General features: G+C 70.9%; 18 protein-coding genes. 13 read left to right on the top strand and 5 right to left on the bottom strand.

The features are described from left to right. Window positions 1–72 precede the first annotated feature (72 nt). The 5 genes from ACFY8O_RS02645 to ACFY8O_RS02625 all read left to right on the top strand — a co-directional run bounded on the left by ACFY8O_RS02645 (window position 73) and on the right by ACFY8O_RS02625 (window position 4,046). Window positions 73–2,301 (top strand): ATP-dependent DNA helicase UvrD2, encoded by a 2,229-nt coding sequence (locus ACFY8O_RS02645; protein ID WP_387898120.1) that lies wholly within the window; start codon window positions 73–75, stop codon window positions 2,299–2,301. 167 nt (window positions 2,302–2,468) lie between these two features. Then, window positions 2,469–2,795 (top strand): hypothetical protein, encoded by a 327-nt coding sequence (locus tag ACFY8O_RS02640; protein ID WP_145803389.1) that lies wholly within the window; start codon window positions 2,469–2,471, stop codon window positions 2,793–2,795. A gap of 170 nt (window positions 2,796–2,965) precedes the next feature. Then, the gene (locus tag ACFY8O_RS02635) at window positions 2,966–3,334 is read left to right on the top strand and encodes a WhiB family transcriptional regulator (RefSeq protein ID WP_033298139.1); all 369 of its coding nucleotides are present in this window, start codon (window positions 2,966–2,968) and stop codon (window positions 3,332–3,334) included. Then, on the top strand, window positions 3,331–3,690 hold the full coding sequence (locus ACFY8O_RS02630) for a hypothetical protein (protein WP_145803387.1): 360 nt from the start codon (window positions 3,331–3,333) through the stop codon (window positions 3,688–3,690). The genes ACFY8O_RS02635 and ACFY8O_RS02630 overlap by 4 nt, the downstream gene beginning before the upstream one ends. A 152-nt stretch (window positions 3,691–3,842) precedes the next feature. Next, the gene (locus ACFY8O_RS02625) at window positions 3,843–4,046 is read left to right on the top strand and encodes a hypothetical protein (RefSeq protein ID WP_387898115.1); all 204 of its coding nucleotides are present in this window, start codon (window positions 3,843–3,845) and stop codon (window positions 4,044–4,046) included. Between the two features lie 441 nt (window positions 4,047–4,487). Here the strand turns inward: ACFY8O_RS02625 and ACFY8O_RS02620 are convergent, their stop codons facing one another. Both ACFY8O_RS02620 and ACFY8O_RS02615 read right to left on the bottom strand, forming a co-directional pair. Beyond that, window positions 4,488–5,972, bottom strand: a complete 1,485-nt coding sequence (locus ACFY8O_RS02620) for an ABC1 kinase family protein (protein ID WP_387898112.1) — start codon at window positions 5,970–5,972, stop codon at window positions 4,488–4,490. 63 nt (window positions 5,973–6,035) lie between these two features. Beyond that, window positions 6,036–7,181 (bottom strand): ThiF family adenylyltransferase, encoded by a 1,146-nt coding sequence (locus ACFY8O_RS02615; protein WP_387898109.1) that lies wholly within the window; start codon window positions 7,179–7,181, stop codon window positions 6,036–6,038. Between the two features lie 179 nt (window positions 7,182–7,360). Between ACFY8O_RS02615 and ACFY8O_RS02610 the strand changes: the two genes are divergently transcribed. The 4 genes from ACFY8O_RS02610 (at window position 7,361) to ACFY8O_RS02595 (ending at window position 11,169) form a co-directional block, all read left to right on the top strand. After that, window positions 7,361–7,984 carry a M48 metallopeptidase family protein gene (locus ACFY8O_RS02610; protein WP_387898106.1) on the top strand — a complete coding sequence of 208 codons (624 nt, stop codon included), beginning with the start codon at window positions 7,361–7,363 and terminating at the stop codon, window positions 7,982–7,984. Between the two features lie 106 nt (window positions 7,985–8,090). Further along, window positions 8,091–9,704, top strand: a complete 1,614-nt coding sequence (locus ACFY8O_RS02605; RefSeq protein WP_387898103.1) for a TerD family protein — start codon at window positions 8,091–8,093, stop codon at window positions 9,702–9,704. 11 nt (window positions 9,705–9,715) lie between these two features. Then, complete coding sequence (locus ACFY8O_RS02600; protein ID WP_145803375.1) at window positions 9,716–10,396, top strand: AIM24 family protein; 681 nt, start codon at window positions 9,716–9,718, stop codon at window positions 10,394–10,396. A gap of 17 nt (window positions 10,397–10,413) precedes the next feature. Next, on the top strand, window positions 10,414–11,169 hold the full coding sequence (locus tag ACFY8O_RS02595; RefSeq protein ID WP_145803373.1) for an AIM24 family protein: 756 nt from the start codon (window positions 10,414–10,416) through the stop codon (window positions 11,167–11,169). A gap of 83 nt (window positions 11,170–11,252) precedes the next feature. Here the strand turns inward: ACFY8O_RS02595 and ACFY8O_RS02590 are convergent, their stop codons facing one another. Both ACFY8O_RS02590 and ACFY8O_RS02585 read right to left on the bottom strand, forming a co-directional pair. Next, complete coding sequence (locus tag ACFY8O_RS02590; protein ID WP_387898099.1) at window positions 11,253–11,804, bottom strand: NUDIX hydrolase; 552 nt, start codon at window positions 11,802–11,804, stop codon at window positions 11,253–11,255. After that, window positions 11,801–13,258, bottom strand: coding sequence for a zinc-dependent metalloprotease (locus tag ACFY8O_RS02585; protein ID WP_387898096.1), 1,458 nt, complete (start codon window positions 13,256–13,258; stop codon window positions 11,801–11,803). Before ACFY8O_RS02585 ends, ACFY8O_RS02590 begins: the two co-directional genes overlap by 4 nt. A 191-nt stretch (window positions 13,259–13,449) precedes the next feature. Here ACFY8O_RS02585 and ACFY8O_RS02580 point away from each other — a divergent pair, with 191 nt between their 5' ends. The 4 genes from ACFY8O_RS02580 (at window position 13,450) to ACFY8O_RS02565 (ending at window position 16,752) form a co-directional block, all read left to right on the top strand. Next, a complete protein-coding gene (locus ACFY8O_RS02580) occupies window positions 13,450–14,592 on the top strand; it encodes an SDR family oxidoreductase (RefSeq protein ID WP_145803367.1) in 1,143 nt (380 codons plus the stop codon). Between the two features lie 122 nt (window positions 14,593–14,714). Next, window positions 14,715–15,176 carry a molybdenum cofactor biosynthesis protein MoaE gene (locus ACFY8O_RS02575; protein ID WP_145803365.1) on the top strand — a complete coding sequence of 154 codons (462 nt, stop codon included), beginning with the start codon at window positions 14,715–14,717 and terminating at the stop codon, window positions 15,174–15,176. Window positions 15,177–15,303: 127 nt separating this feature from the next. Further along, window positions 15,304–15,474: a hypothetical protein gene (locus ACFY8O_RS02570; protein ID WP_014048224.1), complete on the top strand. Its 171-nt coding sequence runs from the start codon at window positions 15,304–15,306 to the stop codon at window positions 15,472–15,474. 171 nt (window positions 15,475–15,645) lie between these two features. Further along, on the top strand, window positions 15,646–16,752 hold the full coding sequence (locus tag ACFY8O_RS02565; RefSeq protein WP_145803363.1) for a YlbL family protein: 1,107 nt from the start codon (window positions 15,646–15,648) through the stop codon (window positions 16,750–16,752). An 18-nt stretch (window positions 16,753–16,770) separates the two neighbouring features. Here ACFY8O_RS02565 and ACFY8O_RS02560 read toward each other — a convergent pair whose 3' ends face one another. Continuing rightward, the gene (locus ACFY8O_RS02560; RefSeq protein ID WP_387898092.1) at window positions 16,771–17,340 is read right to left on the bottom strand and encodes a PPA1309 family protein; all 570 of its coding nucleotides are present in this window, start codon (window positions 17,338–17,340) and stop codon (window positions 16,771–16,773) included. Window positions 17,341–17,452: the final 112 nt, after the last annotated feature.

Genomic DNA, 17,452 nt, shown 5'->3' with positions numbered 1-17,452 from the left:
TCCGGTATGACGAACGCCAGGCCCTGTGGACAACCGCCGCACCCGCCTCGCGCGACCTGGCAGCATGGCGGGGTGACAGCAGCAACGCATTCCACCCTCTTCCCACAGGTCCCCGACTCCGCGGACGCCGTGCTCGACGGGCTCGACCCGGAGCAGCGCGAGGTCGCGCTGGCCCTCGGAGGACCCGTGTGCGTGCTGGCCGGAGCCGGGACGGGCAAGACGCGGGCGATCACGCACCGCATCGCCTACGGGGTGCGTGCCGGGATCCTCCAGCCGACGACCGTGCTCGCCGTCACCTTCACCAACCGTGCCGCGGGCGAGATGCGGGGCCGGCTCCGCCAGCTCGGCGCGACCGGTGTCCAGGCCCGCACCTTCCACTCCGCCGCCCTGCGCCAGCTCCAGTACTTCTGGCCGAAAGCAGTCGGTGGCGAGCTTCCGAGGCTGGTGGAGCGCAAGGTCCAGCTGGTCGCCGAGGCCGCGGCCCGCTGCGGCATCCGGCTGGACCGCAACGAACTGCGGGACGCCACGAGCGAGATCGAGTGGGCCAAGGTCACCCAGACCGTCCCGGCCGACTATCCGGCCGCCGTCGCGAAGACCCAGCGGGACGCCCCGCGCGACCCGGCCGAGCTCTCGCAGATCTACGCGATGTACGAGCAGCTGAAGCGGGACCGGTCGGTGATCGACTTCGAGGACGTGCTGCTGCTCACCGTGGGGATCCTCCAGGACCGGCACGACATCGCCGACCACGTGCGCCGTCAGTACCAGCACTTCGTGGTCGACGAGTACCAGGACGTCAGCCCCCTCCAGCAGCGCCTCCTCGATCTCTGGCTCGGCGACCGGGACGACCTCTGCGTCGTCGGGGACGCCGGCCAGACGATCTACTCCTTCACCGGCGCCACCCCCGACCACCTGCTGAACTTCCGCACGCGTCATCCGGACGCGACGGTGGTCAAGCTGGTGCGGGACTACCGTTCGACGCCCCAGGTCGTCCATCTGGCCAACGGCCTGCTGAGCCAGGCCAGGGGCAAGGCGGCCGAACACCGGCTGGAGCTGGTGTCCCAGCGGGACAAGGGCCCCGAACCCGTCTACACCGAATATCCGGACGAGCCGGCGGAGGCCGAGGGCACCGCGCGCCGGATCCGCGACCTGATCGCCGCCGGCGTCCCGGCCGGTGAGATCGCCGTGCTCTACCGGGTGAACTCCCAGTCCGAGGTCTACGAACAGGCGCTCGCGGACGCCGGTGTGCCCTATCAGCTGCGCGGCGCCGAGCGCTTCTTCGACCGCCCCGAGGTGCGGGAGGCGGGCGTCGCCCTGCGCGGTGCCGCCCGCGCGGGAGGCAACGACTCCCTGCTCGACGGCGCCGACGACCTGCCCTCCGAGGTGCGGGCGGTCCTCTCCACCAAGGGGTGGAGCTCCAAGCCGCCCGCCGGCTCCGGAGCGGTGCGGGACCGCTGGGAGTCGCTCGCCGCACTCGTCCGGCTGGCCGAGGACTTCGAACAGGCCCGGCCGGGCGCGACCCTCTCCGACCTCGTGGCGGAGCTCGACGAGCGTGCCGCCGCCCAGCACGCGCCCACCGTCCAGGGCGTCACCCTGGCATCGCTCCACTCGGCGAAGGGCCTGGAATGGGACGCGACGTTCCTCGTCGGACTCACCGAGGGCATGATGCCCATCGCCTACGCCAAGACCGACGAGCAGGTGGAGGAGGAGCGCCGGCTTCTGTACGTCGGGGTCACCCGGGCCCGCTTCCACCTCTCGCTGTCCTGGGCGGTGTCCCGGTCGCCGGGCGGTCGCGGCGGCCGTCGTCCGACCCGCTTCCTGAACGGCCTGCGGCCCGGCTCGGCAGCTCCGGGTGCCAGGGCCGGTGCCGGAGGGGGCGGCGGCATCGACCGCGGCTCCCGTACGGGGACCGGGCCGGGGGGCACGGGCGCGGCGGCGCTGGCCCGGCCCGGACGGCGCGGACCTGTCCGGTGCCGGGTCTGCGGCAGGACGCTCACCGACGCCGGCGAGATGAAGCTGATGCGCTGCGAGGACTGCCCGTCGGACATGGACGAGGCGCTCTACGAGCGGCTGCGCGAGTGGCGTGCCGACACTGCGAAGCGGATCAGCCAGCCCGCCTACTGCGTGTTCACCGACAAGACCCTGATGGCCATCGCGGAGGCGGCGCCCGACAGCGAGGGCGAGCTGGTCGTCATCGCCGGTGTGGGCAACCGGAAGCTCACCAGGTTCGGGACCGACGTGCTGGCCATCTGCGCAGGCCGGACCCCTGATACGGAGCCCGGGGAGGACGAGGCCGAGGTGTGAGAAAAACTCGTCCAGAAAATAGTTTGCGCGCGCAGCAGTCATCACCATAGGTTCTTAACCACGGGAACAGCGACTTCTCTGAAGCCCTGACTCCGTGCTGTACTTATCCGAATACCGCAGGATCGGCCCCGGCCGGTCCCCTGAGACGCCGAGAGGAGGCGATTGTCGTGATCAGCATCATCAACACCATCAAAATGACCGATCCGTCGGTCGTCTCCACCTGCTCGCTCGGCCTCACCCGTTCTTCCGCGCTCTCGCTCCGTGGCACCAGTGCGTCCGGCGTCGCCGCCGCTCGCCCGCTGTCCCTGGCGATCCTGCCCGTGCGGGAGCGCAATGAGCGACCGACCGAGGCACCGGAAGCAGCAGTAGCGAAGGGACAGGCCGCGGCCTATGCCTTTGCGGCAGCCGGTGCCGGAGCCAAGAAGCAGACGACGCAGCACCACCACACGATGTGGGCCTTCCGTGGGCCTGAACCCTGGAGTGATCCAGCCTGATACGCATCAGGCCGGCGCCTTCAGGGCCGCGGAACCCCACTCGGGATCCGCGGCCCTTTTGTTTTGTCCGAACGGATGAGACGAGACGAAGGAGCCTCGGGACAGCAGGACCTGGTACCAGCCGCCAACCGGCCAACAGGCCGGCACGACCAGACGAGGACAACGCCACCGTGCAACTCGAGACGCACGCCCCGTCCGTACCGCCTTCCGACACGATCTCCCCGCCCGGCCTCACGGAGGACTCCACCTTGATCCCCCTCACCGCGCTCACCGCGCTCGACGACGCCATCGAGAACCTCGGCGTACCCGTCCCCTGCCGCTCCTACGACCCGGAGGTCTTCTTCGCCGAGTCGCCGGCCGACGTCGAGTACGCCAAGTCCCTCTGCCGGACCTGCCCGCTCGTCGAGGCCTGCCTCGCCGGAGCCAAAGAGCGTCGCGAGCCGTGGGGCGTCTGGGGTGGCGAGCTCTTCGTCCAGGGCGTCGTCGTCGCCCGCAAGCGTCCGCGTGGCCGCCCGCGCAAGAACCCGGTCGCGGCGTGACCGCCGGCCTGGGGGTCATGTCCCCCACACGCACGAAGCGCATCGGAACCATCGACCGTCCCCACACCCATGACCCCCGAAATCAGGCACCAATGACCACCCCCACGAGGGAGCCCGTCGGCTCCGCCACCCCGGACGTCACCATCATCGGCGCGAACGACTCGCGTCAGAACAGGACCCGCGAGATGCAACTCATCCCAGAAGCCCTGGCACGTGCGCATATGCACGAGCGCCTGAGGGAAGCCGAGCAGGGACGCCAGGCCGTGCGCCTGGTCGCCGCTCGGCGGATGCAGCGCCGTGCGGAGCGCGCCTCGATGCGCGCCCGCCGGGCGCTCGCCATGGCTGTCATGCACTGACAGCCGCACCGTAGTACGACGCGACACGGCTGCCGGGCAACCGCTCCGCCCAGGGCAGCCACCTCCCCTTCCGCGGGGGCCGGCCCGAACAGGCCGGCCCCCGCGGTGCGTTTCACCATGCCGCACCCTGGCCGCGGCGTTATCGTCGCGAGGTGGACGAGGAGACCGATCAGCCCGGGGATCCTGGCTCCGGCCGTATGCGGTGTGCCCGCTGCGGCACCACCGCCGAGGGCGAGGGGCCGCCTCCGACCTGGCTCTGCTCCGTGGAGAACGGCACGCGCCAGTACTTCTGCGACGCGTGCGCCCGCGCCCACATCAGGTCGATCGAGAGCCGGCTCGACGCCGACTGGTGGTGACACCCGGGCACGACCGCCCGCGCGCCTGCCCCGCACCCCTGCCCGCCGTGCCTCCCCGCAGCTCTGCCTCGGCGGGCGCGTTGGTATCTGCCCTTCGCGCCGCAGCGCCGGCCGCATTGCCGACCCGAACCTGGCGGTTCACGCTTGGCTCCGCCTCGTTTGCGTCGGCCGCCGCGACGCCTGCCCGCAGCGACGCCCGCCCGCAGCGGCAGCCGGGGCAGCTCGGTCGCGGCGTTCGTCTCAGCTGCCCCGTTGTCGGCCCGGACCTGGCGGTTCGCACAGGGCTCCGCCGCGCCTGCCTCGGCCGTCGCGTTGGTGTCTGCCGTTCGCGGCGCGTCGCCGGACCGGCCTGGCGGTTCACGCTTGGCTCCGCCTCGCCTGTCGGCGCCGCCGGGTCACTGCCGCCGTGCCGTCTGACTCCGCCTCGGCTGCCGTGCTCGCCTACGTCCCCGCCGCCGCGCTCTCCTCGCCCCACTCTTCGGCGCTGTCCCCGGCCTCGGCGTCCTCCGCATCGGGTGCGTACTCCAGGAACCCGGGGAGCCAGGACTCCAGTTCGTCCCGGAGCCGGACCGTCGCGCCCAACTGGCAGAGCACGCCGATCGTGCTGAGCGTGACGCGATGGATCAGCAGGTAGGACGGGGGGAGGTTCAACTGCTTGCCCAACTGGTGCGCGGGGGAGCGCGGATCGGCGATCCGGGCAGCTTGGCTGCGCAGCCAGGAGCGGGTGAAGGTGAACTCCTCCACCTGTGCGGGCTCGATGATGGGGAGCAGGTAGGCGAGCACGGCGTCTGCTTCGAGCTGGATCGACTCCTTGATGAAGCCGTCCTCGCGGAGCATCGCGTGGACGCCCTCGGCGTCACCTTCCAGAGCCATCCGGAGCGCGTCGCCGATGGTCTGCGGCAAGCCGCCGGGCAGCCGGTCCACCGTGCCGAAGTCCAGCACCCCCAGGCGCCACTGCCCAGGGTCTCCGCCGAGCTCACCCTCCTCCGGGCTGTCCGTCTCCGGGCGGTCCGCGTCCGAGCCACTCCCATCCGAGTCGACCGCGTCGGCCGGGGGAAGCAGCCGGAAGTTCCCGGGATGCGGGTCCGCGTGCAGCAGACCGGTGCGCGCGGGTCCCGAGAACAGGAAGCGCGCCAGCAGCTGACCCGCCCTGTCCCGTTGCTCCGGCGTGCCGTCGGCGATGATCTCCGACAGAGGTATGCCCTCCATCCACTCGGTCACCAGCACCTGATCGCTCTGGTGCACCACTCCGGGGATGACCACATCGGGATCGTTCGCGAACTCCGTGGCATGTTCCTGCTGGGCCTGTGCCTCCAGTGCGTAGTCCAGCTCCTCGGAGACCCGGTTCCGCATCTCCGTGATGAGCGGCTTGATGTCCATCCCCGGGACCAGCGGGCCGAGCAGCCGCGCGAAGCGGCTGAGCTGGGTGAGATCCGAGAGCAGCGCCTCACCGGCGCCCGGATACTGCACCTTCACCGCCACATCGCGCCCGTCGTGCCACACCGCCCTATGGACCTGCCCGATCGAGGCAGCCGCCGAGGGACGGTCCTCGAACTCGGTGAACAGCTCGCGCCAGTCCTCGCCCAGCCGTTCGGCGAGCACTTCGTGGACCGTGCGGGTCGGCATCGGCGGTGCTGCCTCCTGCAGCTTGGTCAGCGCCGCGCGATAAGGGCCCGCCACGTCCTCGGGAAGCGCGGACTCGAAGACGGACAGCGCCTGGCCCAGCTTCATCGCGCCCCCCTTCAACTCACCGAGCACCTTGAAGAGCTGATCGGCCGTCCGCTGCTGGACCTCTCGGGCCACGATCTCGGCGGACTTCCCGCCGATCCGCTTGCCCAGGCCCCATGTGGCACGTCCGGCGAAGCCGAGCGGCAGAGCAGCCAGCTTCGCGGTACGAGTGACCGCCTTCCGGGGTAGATCAGACATGTGCCCCTCCAGTTCCCAGACTGCCGTGCCGCGTGAGTACCGGCTCCGCTCCGTCGGCGACGGTCACCCCGCCATTGTGTCCTGCGCCGCGCCGGTCGCGGAGGTGAGCTCCCCCTCAGTGTGCCCGGCCGCACCACAGGCGCAGTCGAGGTGGGGCTCCAGCTGATCCGACCGCCAGTCCAGCAGCGGCATGGCGGCCTCCCACCGTGCCCCGGTGCTGGCCGGCAGCTCACCGTCGAGAAAGGACAGCGCATGGGCGGCCGCGAGCCCGGCCACCGCGGTCGCCAGCCCCAGGTCGCAGGCCTGTACGCCGTGGCGCCGCCCCGACTTCCACTGAGCCATCATCCGCGGCCACTGCGGGTCCCGCTCCGCCCGGCGCAGCGCCAGGCATCCCGCGCAGCCCGTTCCTCCGGGCAGCACCAGCGGCCCGACCACCCCTGTGGCCTCGATCACCCCCGCGTAGAGGTGGGGCGTGCCCGAGGTGATCCACGGCGCCGCCGTACCGGGGTCCGGGGCGTAGACCGCGAGGCCGTCCCTGGGGGCCACGACGACCAGGGCGAGCGCCGGGTCGCCGCACGCACGCGCCGCGTCCGGTGCTCCCGCCCGCGCGGGTCCGCCGACCGCGGACCTGCGGACCAGCTGCCGGGCGGCCGTGTCCCTGCGCTCTCCGACCGATGCGGCCGGGAGTCCGCCTGGCGAGACGTCCCACGGCTCGGTCCGGCCCCCGTCGAGCACTTCGACGTGACCCACCCCCGAGCCGGACAGCAGGGCGGCGATCGCCGCACCCACCCTGCCCGCGCCGCGTACCTGGACCCGCATCGCGCGCCGTGCCGCGAGTGCGCGCAGCCCGCCACCGGGCGCCGGATGGACCACGGAGAGGGCCGCCGCGTCAGGGCGCTGACGATCGAGGGTCTCGGCCCGTCGGCGTAAGGCGTCGGCCTCCGGGCCGCCCGCGTCCGGATCGTCCAGCAGACCCGCCTCCGTAAGACGCGATACGAGAATGTCCACGTGACGGTCCGACAGATCCAGAGCTCTGGCCTCTTCACGCAGCAGAGGCAGTCCACGTGTTCCGTCGAGCAGTTCCAGAAAGCTGCCGGTCGCGATATCCATCGGGCCGAGCGTTACCGCGTGGGCGGGCGTCACACCGAATTGCACGGTGTTCCGTCCACGCCAGGCCCGGCGCAGCGCGGGCTTCAGCATCGGGTGCATGACTTCTCCAGGTCGATGTCGTGAGCTGTTGCCAGAATGCAACGTGGCGGCGAAACGGGCGGAAAGTTATCCACAGGCTGGGGCATTAGTAGTTCAAATGGCGCGACCCGCGAAGTGGATCACCATCGAACAGGGGCGGAGGCGGGACTTCCCCCATCGGCAGCGGGTAACGTCGTGCCGTGCCCGCCGACCTCTCTCCCGGTCTCGCCGGGGAGACCCCCGCGCGCAGCGCCGAACGCCAGCCGCGCCCCGCCGCCATCCAGCAGCCCCGCGCATCGCTGCCGAGCGCGGTCGAGGTCCGCAGGAGTTCCCGGCGGCGAAGAACGGTCTCCGCGTACCGGGAAGGTGACCGCACCATCGTGCTCATCCCCGCCCGGATGTCGGAGGCCGAGGAGCAGCGCTGGGTCGGGGTGATGCTCGACAAGCTCGCCGCCCAGGAGAGCAAGCGCGTCATCGGGGACAGCGAACTCGCCGAGCGGGCGGAGCGGCTCTCCGGCCAGTATCTGGAGGGCCGGGCGCGCCCCGCCTCGGTGCGCTGGGTGACCAATCAGAACACCCGCTGGGGCTCGTGCACCCCGGCCGAGGGCAGCATCCGTCTCTCGCACCGGCTGCAGGGCATGCCGGAGTACGTGGTCGACTACGTACTCCTCCACGAGCTGGCCCACCTGCTGGTCCCCGGTCACGGGCCACGGTTCTGGCGGCTGCTGGAGGCGTACTCGCGCACCGAGCGGGCCCGTGGCTATCTCGAGGGAGTCGTCGCGGCCGACCGGCTCCCCCATCTGCCCGCCGCACGCGAAGAGTGACCTCGCCGATTCTGTACCGGGTCTGTACCGGCTTGGCTCAATGTCGCGGTTTGCGGTTAGCCTGACGCGACGCATTCACCTTCGGGATGGGGGACGGTCGTTACGCATGGCCAGGGAATTTCAGCGCGGCCACAAGGCCAAGATCAGTGATCTCACGTCAGGGACGGATCTGTACGTAGGCGTGCAGATCGCGGGCCCAGGCCTGACGTTCGACATCAGCTGCTTCGGTCTCGATGCCAATGAGCAGCTCTCGGACGACCGGTATTTCATCTTCTTCAACCAGCCCACGTCGCCCGAGGAGTCCATTCAGCTTCTCGGTGCCCAGGCCGGTGACACCGAGTCCTTCCGCGTCACCCTCGACCGTATTCCCGCGAACATCCACAAACTGTCCTTCACCGCCACCATCGACGGTGCCGGGCAGATGTCGCAGGCCGGCCCCGGCTACATCCGTATCGTCGCCGGCGGGGAAGAAGTGGTGAGGTACGCCTTCACCGGTTCGGAGTTCACGACCGAGCGCGCGGTCATGCTCGGAGACTTCTACCTGAAGGACGTCTGGCGGTTCGCCGCGGTCGGTCAGGGATTCGACGGCGGCCTCGACGCGCTGCTCAAGAACTTCGGAGGCGAGGTCGCCGAAGAGGCTCCCGCCCCCGAGCCGCAGGGCGCCGCCCCGGGGTTCGCCCCGCCCGGCCAGGCCACGGCACCCCCCGCGTTCGGAGCGCCTGCCGCCCCTCAGGCACCTCAGCCCGCCCCGGCGTTCGGAGCTCCGGCGGCCCCGGCCCCCGCGCCGCAGCCCATCCATGCCGCCCCCACCATCGCCGCTCCGGTCGCGCCTCCTGCGCCCGCTCCGTACGGACAGCCGCCGCAGCAGCCGCAGTTCGGGCAGGTCCCGGGCCAGGCCGCTCCGCCGCAGGCCCCGCCGTACGGCCAGCAGCCGCAGGCGCCGCAGTTCGGCCACCAGCCACCGGCGCCTCCGCAGTTCGGGCAGCAGCCTGCCGTACCGTTCGGGCAGCAGCCTCCTGGCATGCAGCAGGGGGTGCCCCAGGGTGTTCCGCCGGGCGGCGCCGGCCTGCAGGCGGCCCTGCAGCCCTACAAGGAGGCGCCCACCGGGCAGCGCTGGACCTCGCAGAACCAGCAGCTCATGCGTGTCGACCTGACGATGGGCGGCACCCCGGTGCTGGCCCGCCAGGGCAGCATGGTCATGTACCAGGGCAAGGTCGACTTCGGGTACAAGGGGGCCGGTTTCGCGGGCCGCATGGTCGGCAACGCGACGGGGCAGGAGATGCAGCTGATGCGCTGCACCGGCCGCGGGCAGGTCTTCCTCGCCGAGGAGGGCTCGCATCTGCACCCCATCGAGCTGCAGGGCGACGGGATCTGCGTCTCGGCGGAGAGCGTCCTCGCCTTCGACGAATCCCTGCAGTACGAGGTCCGCAGGATCGAAGGGCACGGGATCCCCGGCGGGGCCCTGTTCACCATGCAGTTCCAGGGCACCGGCACCGTCGTCATCAAGACACACGGTGTCCCGGTGGTCCTGCCGGTCACGCCGACCACCTTCGCGGACTGCAACGCCGTCGTGGCCTGGTCCTCCGCGTCCCAGGTGATCCTCTCCAGCCAGGTCCGGCTGCGCCGTAACGCGTATCCGGGGCACAGCGGGGAGACCGTGAACCTCCAGTTCCGGGGAGCGCCCGGGAACTTCATCGTCGTCCAGCCGTACGAGGTCTGAGGGAGCCCGTCATGAATCAGCAACTCGCGGGCTTCGCCCCGACCCCCGTCACGGCCCGTATGGAGAACCACGGCCGCTCGATGCTGAAGGTCGCCATGGCCACCGGCCAGGACCTCTACGCACGCACCGGCTCGATGGTCGCCTACGAGGGCTTCATCCAGTACGAGCCCAACCCGCCCGCCGTCCGCCAGATCGCCTCCCAGTGGATCTCCGGAGAGGGCGCGCCCCTGATGAAGTGCGCGGGTGACGGACTGCTCTACCTCGCCGACTACGGCGCCGACGTGGTCGTCATCAACCTCGACAACGACGCCCTTTCGGTCAACGGCACCAACCTCCTCGCCTTCGACGGCCACCTCACCTGGGGTGTGGAAAGGGTCAAGGGGCTGGCCAAGTTCGCCGGCCAGGGCCTGTGGAACGTCGGTGTCCAGGGCACGGGATGGGTCGCCATCACCTCGCGCGGCACACCGATCGTCGTGGACTGCGGCCGGGGCGAGGACGAGACGTACGTCGACCCCGACGCCCTCGTCGCCTGGTCCCCGAACCTCAAGGTGAAGGGCAAGCGGAGTTTCAAGGCGAGCTCGCTCATCGGGCGGGGCAGCGGAGAGGCCTACCAGATGGCCTTCTCGGGCCAGGGCATCGTCGTCGTCCAGCCGAGCGAGGACAGTACGGACCGCCTGCGGATCCGGCACTGAGCGGGGGAGAACACATCATGCAGAGTCCGCTTTTCAGCCACACCGAACAGCAGTCGCAGGACCGCTACACCGTCCAGAACCCGCAGCTCCTGCGGGTCTCCCTCACCGGGCACGACGACGTCCTCGCCCGCAAGGGTGCCATGGTCGCCTACCAGGGGCTCATGGAGTTCGACGGGGAGTACCAGTCGCAGAGCCAGCGCCGTGCCCGCAGGAACACGGGCGAGGGCCTCGACCTCATGCGCTGCTCGGGCCAGGGCACGGTCTATCTGGCCAACCTCGCCCAGTACATCCACCTGGTCGACGTCGACCACGAGGGCATGACGGTGGACAGCGCCTACGTCCTGGCCCTGGACTCCTCGCTGCACACCGAGGTCATCGCGGTGGACAGCCAGTACGGGATCTCCGGCACCGGCAAGTACCAGCTCAACATCTCCGGGAACGGCAAGGTCGCGCTCATGACCTCCGGCCAGCCGCTGATGATGCAGGTCACGCCGGACAAGTACGTCAACGCCGACGCCGACGCGATCGTCGCCTGGTCGAGCGGGCTCAGGGTGCAGATGCAGGCCCAGACCCACTCGTCGGGGGTCATGCGCCGCCGTGGGAACACCGGGGAAGGCTGGGAGCTGAGCTTCCTGGGGCAGGGGTTCGCCCTCGTCCAGCCGAGTGAGGTACTGCCTCCGCAGAACGCCCAGGTCGGCCAGGGAGCTGCCGCGCAGTTCGGTGTGGGCCAGCACGGCGCCCGCAGCCAGAACCAGAACAACGCCTGGAACTGAGTCCTCCCCGCCGAGGCGGGACAGGCACACCAGCGAGGGGCGGGCTCAGCGAAATCACCGCGGAGCCCGCCCCTCGCGTGGGTCTAGGCGCCCTGCTCCAGCCGCTCGCGGGTGCTCTCCAGGAGCCGCACCACCGAGGCGTCCGCCGTGTCCGCCACCTGGTCGTAGGGGAACCAGCGCAGGTCGAGGGACTCGTCGCTGATCCGCTCCACGGCCCCGGCCGACGCCACGGCCGCGTACTGCACGTCGAGGTGCCAGTGGCAGGGGGCGGGGATGGGATGCCGGTCCAGCCGGACCGGCCCGCCGGGCAGCAGCGTGAGCCCGGAGATCCCCGACTCCTCCGTGGCCTCGCGCAGGGCGGCCCCGGCCAGGGTGGTGTCCTCGGGCTCGCAGTGCCCGCCCATCTGGAGCCACATCCCCAGCTTCTTGTGCAGGGTCAGCAGGACCCGCCCGCGCTCCGGATCGACGACCAGCGCGCTGGCCGTCAGATGCCCGGCACCGCATGCCTTCCACATGGCGTCGGGGTGCCCCGCCAGATGGTCCAGATACGCCAGCCGCAGCTGCGACTGCTGGGCGTCGGCGCCGGAGCGGCCGTAGGACTTGAGTACGGAGACCGCGTCGTCGTGGAGGCTCACCGGCCGGAGTCGTCCTTGCTTTCGCCGTCCGTGCCGTCCATGCCGTCCCCGGACTCGTCCTCGCCGCGCTCGTCGGCGGCAGGCTTCTGTGTCCCCTTCGCCGCCTCGCCCAGCATCTTGTCCAGCTCCGAGAAGTCGAGCTGCTCGTGATGGACGAAGCCGTCCGGGTCGTCCAGGTCCCGGGCCGTCGGCAGCATGTCCGGGTGCTCCCAGAGACCGTCACGGCCGTCGACACCCCGGGCGTCCGTGAGCGAGGCCCACAGCCGGGAGGCGTCCCGCAGCCGGCGCGGACGCAGCTGGAGACCGATCAGGGTGGCGAAGGTCTGCTCGGCGGGGCCGCCGGTCGCCCGGCGCCGTCGCATCGTCTCGCGCAGGGCGTCCGCCGAGGTCAGCCGGGACTTCGCGGCCTCGTGCACCACCGCGTCCACCCAGCCCTCGACGAGGGCCAGAGCGGTCTCCAGGCGGGCCAGCGAGGCCTTCTGCTCCGGGGTGTCCTCCGGCTGGAACATGCCCTGCTGAAGCGCGTCCTGCAGCTGCTCTGGCTGCGACGGGTCGAACTGGCCGACGACGTCCTCCAGCTTGCTGGTGTCGACCTTGATGCCGCGCGCATAGGCCTCGACAGCGCCGAAGAGATGCGAGCGCAGCCACGGGACGTGGGCGAAGAGCCGCTGGTGGGCGGCTTCGCGCAGCGCCAGGTACAGCCGCACCTCGTCCTGCGGAACGCTCAGGTCCTTGCCGAACCGCTCGACGTTCAGCGGGAGCAGCGCGGCCTTGCCGGCCGGGCCCAGGGGGAGCCCGATGTCGGTCGAGCCGACGACCTCGCCCGCGAGGACGCCCACGGCCTGCCCGATCTGCTGGCCGAACATGGCACCGCCCATCGAGCGCATCATGCCGATCAGCGGACCCGCCATGGCCTGCATCTCCTCCGGCAGGACATCGCCCATCGCCAGACCGACACGCTCGGCCACCGGGTCAACCAGCTGCTGCCAGGCGGGCAGCGAGGCCTCGACCCACTCGGCGCGGCTCCACGCCACCGACGAGACGGAACCGGAGGGCAGCGACGTCACGCCGTCCAGCCACAGGTCGGCCAGACGCAGCGCCTCGTCGACGGAGGACCGCTCCGACGGACCGACGCTCGCGTCCTTGCTGCCGTCCGTGGTGCCCTGCGACACCGTCTGGCGGGCGATCTGCTTCGCCATGTCCCAGTTGACCGGGCCGCCCTCGTAGCTCAGCATCTGGCCGAGCTGCTGGAAGGCCGCACCCAGGTCGTTCGGGTTCATCGAGCCGAACATCGCGGCGAACGGGTTGTCCCCGCCCATGCCGGGCCCGAAGCCGAACGGGTTCGCCGGCCCGCCCGAGCCCTGCCCACCACCGGTGGGGTCCTTCTTCTTGCCTTCGTCGCCGTCTTCCGGCTCCTCCGGCGGAAGGCCGAATCCGAATGGGGTGTCACTCACGGGTTTCCTCGGCTCGTAGGGCCGCCGGCTCGAACCGACGGCGACTGCCCGACATCACCATCCAGCGTAGACACCAAAGACCGCTTGGGGCCTCAGTGCTCCGCCGGCTCCCGGCCTGCGGCAGGATGGACGCCACCTGGTACGCACGCGTCATTCGGGTACGTACTGAAGACAACCGCTGGAGACGCCCGGTGAGTTCCCCAGATCCGCAGGTTCGCGCAGCGCGAAACCTGGCCGACCCCTCGCCCGAAAGCAAGCCCACGAAAAATCTCTCCCGAAGCCGCGGCCCCGTCGTCGCCGTCACCGGCGCCGCCACGGGCGTCGGTGAACTTCTCACCGCCCATCTCGCCGCATCCGACGAGATCAAGCAGGTCATCGCCATCGACGAGCGCCGGGGGGACGTCTCCGAGGCGACCTGGCACATCCTGGACGTGCGGGACCCCGCCATCGCGGAGAAGCTCCGCGGCGCGGATGTCGTCGTGCACATGGCACTCGACCTCGACCTGGAGACCGACCCCGCCGCCCGTACCGCGTACAACGTGCGCGGAACCCAGACCGTGCTGACGGCCGCCGCGGCTGTGGGCGTCCACCGGGTCGTGCTCTGCACCTCGGCGATGGTCTACGGCGCTCTGCCCGACAACGACATCCCGCTCTCCGAGGACGCCGAGCTCCGGGCCACCGCCGAGGCCACCGGGGTCGGTGACCTGCTGGAGATCGAGAGGCTCGGCCGCCGCGCCCCCCGCGCCCACCCCGGCCTCAACGTCACGGTGGTGCGGCCCACGGTCCTCGTCGGCGGCACGGACACGGCACTCACCCGGTACTTCGAGTCCCCGAGGCTCCTGGTCGTCGCCGGATCACGGCCGGCCTGGCAGTTCTGCCACGTGGACGACCTGGTGACCGCCCTGGAGTACGCCGCGCTCGAGAAGATCGAGGGCGAGTTCGCGGTCGGCTGCGACGGCTGGCTGGAACAGGAGGAGGTGGAGGAGCTCTCCGGCGTGCGCCGTATGGAGCTGCCGTCCGCGGTCGCCCTGGGTGCCGCGGCCCGGCTGCACCGGATCGGTCTCACCCCGTCCCCGGCGGGCGACCTCGCGTACACCATGCACCCCTGGGTGGTCAGCGTGAGCAGGCTGCACGACGCCGGGTGGAGGCCGCGGTGGACCAACGAGGAGGTCCTCGCCGCCCTGCTTGCGGAGGTTGAGGGGCGCCACACCCTCGCCGGACGGCGGCTCGGCCGCAAGGACGCCACCGCCGCGGGCGCCGCAGGGGCCACGGTCGCACTGCTCGGCACGGCGGCGCTGGTCAGACGCGCCCGCAAGGCCCGCCGCCGCTTCTGACGGGACCGTCCCCGTCCGTCGTCCCCGCTCCGTCGCCCTGGTAGGAGGCTCCAAACCGGCCGGCGCGCCGCCGGTCGAAAACGCTATTCCGTGATGTCGGTGCCGTACGGCACCATAGCCCCATGGCACGCACCCACGATCACCCCGGCGAGCAGGCAGCCCAGGACCCCATCCGGCTCCTGGACATTCGCGACACGCCGCTCTCCCTCGACGAGGTCTTCCGTGCTGTCGGGGACGACGCCGCAGGGGGCACGGCGCTCTTCGTCGGCACGGTGCGCAACCACGACGGCGGACAGGACGTCGGGGCCCTCGGGTACTCCTGCCACCCGACGGCGGGGGACGAGCTCCGCAGGGTGGCCGAGAAGGTCGTGGCCGAGTTCCCGGTGCGCGCGCTGGCCGCCGTCCACCGGGTGGGTGAACTGGGTGTGGGCGATCTGGCGGTGGTCGTCGCCGTCTCCTGCGCCCATCGGGGTGAGGCCTTCGAGGCGTGCCGCAAGCTGATCGACGACCTCAAGCACGAGGTCCCGATCTGGAAGCACCAGCGCTTCTCCGACGGCACGGAGGAGTGGGTCGGCGCCTGCTGAGCGCAAACCGCCCCAGGGGGCATCAGCCCCGATTTGCGTAACCGCACCCCTGCCATGAGCGTTGGTTCCGCAGGTGGTTAATCTTCTGATCGTCAGTTGCGGTCGCTCATGGGGCAGGGAGGTCGTGATGGCAGCACTCGCTTGGCTCTTGATTCCGCTCATAGCTGCTCTTGGCGCGGCGATATGGGGCGGGTGGGCAGCCCGCAATCGAACGACCGGCGACGTCACCGAACTCGCCGGCTACGCCAGGTTCCGCGAGGCGATGGAGAAATCGCACTCCGGTTCCGAGGCCGTCTGAGACGCCGGCAACCGTACGCGGTTGCCGATCCGGCACCGCATCGGCTCGCGGGACGCGTGTCCACTCCGCGCGTGAGCGATGCTTCTCCGGCCCTGCGGACCACCGGCTCGTCCGCTTCGTACGGACCGGCCCGAACGGTGCACTGACAGGCCCTTCCCGTACTGTCGTTCCATGCCACGCCGCACCGCGACGATGCTCGCCTCGACCCTCATCCTGATCGCGCTGCTCTGCGCAGGCGTGCTGATCCCCGTGCCGTATTCGGAGATGTCTCCGGGCCCGACGGTCAACACCCTCGGCGACGCGCGAGGCGAGCCCGTCCTGCACATCAGCGGCCACAAGACGTATCCGACGTCCGGGAACCTCAACATGACGACGGTCCGCGTCACCGGCGCGGACTACGACATGAACATCGTCGAGGCGGTCTACGGCTGGCTGGCGCACGACAGCGTGATCGTGCCGCACGACACCCTGTACCCGGACGGCAAGACGGAGGAGGAGTCCACCCAGGAGAACGCCGAGGAGTTCAGCCAGTCCCAGGAGAGCGCCAAGGTCGCCGCCCTGGAAGAGCTGAAGATTCCGGTGACCTCCCGTGTGGTCGTCTCCACGGTCGTCAAGGACAGTGCCGCCGAGGGCGTGCTGCACGCGGGCGACGTGATCAAGGCCGTGGACGGTACGGCGGTCGAACAGCCCGAGGACGTCGCGAAGCTGGTCACGAAGCACAAGCCCGGCGAGGACGTCGTCTTCTCGGTCGTTCCCGCCAGGACCGCCGCCGCCGCGGAGAAGGCGGGCAAGGAGCCCAAGGGCGCCCGCGACGTCACCCTCACCACGCGGAAGGCGCCGGCGGACCCCTCCAGCCCTTCGGGGGACCGGGCGATCGTCGGCATCCAGGCGGGAGTCGACCACACGTTCCCGTTCGAGATCGACATCAAGCTCGCCGACGTCGGGGGCCCGAGCGCGGGGCTGATGTTCTCGCTCGGCATCATCGACAAGCTGACGCCGGGCAAGCTGACGGGCGGCAAGTTCATCGCCGGGACCGGGACCATCGACGACGAGGGCACGGTCGGGCCCATCGGCGGGATCAACATGAAACTGGTCGGCGCGCGCGACGCGGGCGCCCGGTACTTCCTGACGCCCGACGACAACTGTGCCGCCGCCGCGTCCGACACCCCGAGCGGTCTCACCCTGGTCAGGGTGAAGACGCTCGACGACGCGAAGAAGTCCCTGGAGAAGATCCGTGCGGGGGACACGGCCGCGCTGCCGAGCTGCTCGGCGAGCTGAGGCCGGCCCCCCGGAGGGTCAGGACTCGAAGGTCGCCGCGAGCGCGTCGGCCAGCCCCGGAACCAGCCCCGCACCTGTCAGGACCTCCGTCGGGGAGTCCTTCTCCCGCAGCCGCACGGCGGAGTCCTGGGCACCGTCACGCAGCACCGCCACGGTCATCCGCACCTCCTGGCGGTCCGGGTGCCGGGCGACCCACTCGGTCAGCTGGGCGTCGCTGAGGCCTTCGGGTACGGATGCCTCGGCCGACGGCGGGAGCATCATCCGCTCCACGGTCATCGCGCAGCCGACCACGGCGTCGGGCCAGGCGATCGTGGCGAGGAATTCGTCCAGCGCGGTGCCGGCGGGCAGCTCCTCCTGCTCGACCGGGGTGAGGGCCGCTCCCGTGGAAGCGGTGTCGTCGAGGCCGAGCTGCGCGGCGAGGCCCGGCTCGTGGGCACGCAGCCGGGCGGTGTCGACCAGCGCGAAGAGCCGGGCCGGCTGGTCCCAGCCGAGGCCGGCTGCGTAGGTGTCGATCTCGAGGACGGCGACGGTCAGAGGACTGGCGGCCATCGGAGGGCCTGAGGAGGAAACGTTGGGCATGGGCAACATCCTGCCTCCTTCCGCCCCGGGAACGGGAACTAGGTAAAGCCTCAGTAAGTTGCATAGGTGGGCTCTACGATCGCTGGGCCTGCTTCACACGACCGCGAACTTCGAGGTGCGC

Source organism: Streptomyces argenteolus, from assembly GCF_042902585.1.
Classification (GTDB): domain Bacteria; phylum Actinomycetota; class Actinomycetes; order Streptomycetales; family Streptomycetaceae; genus Streptomyces; species Streptomyces argenteolus.
Note: the sequence above shows the minus strand (reverse complement) of the source record. Positions and strands in the feature narration are given on the sequence as shown.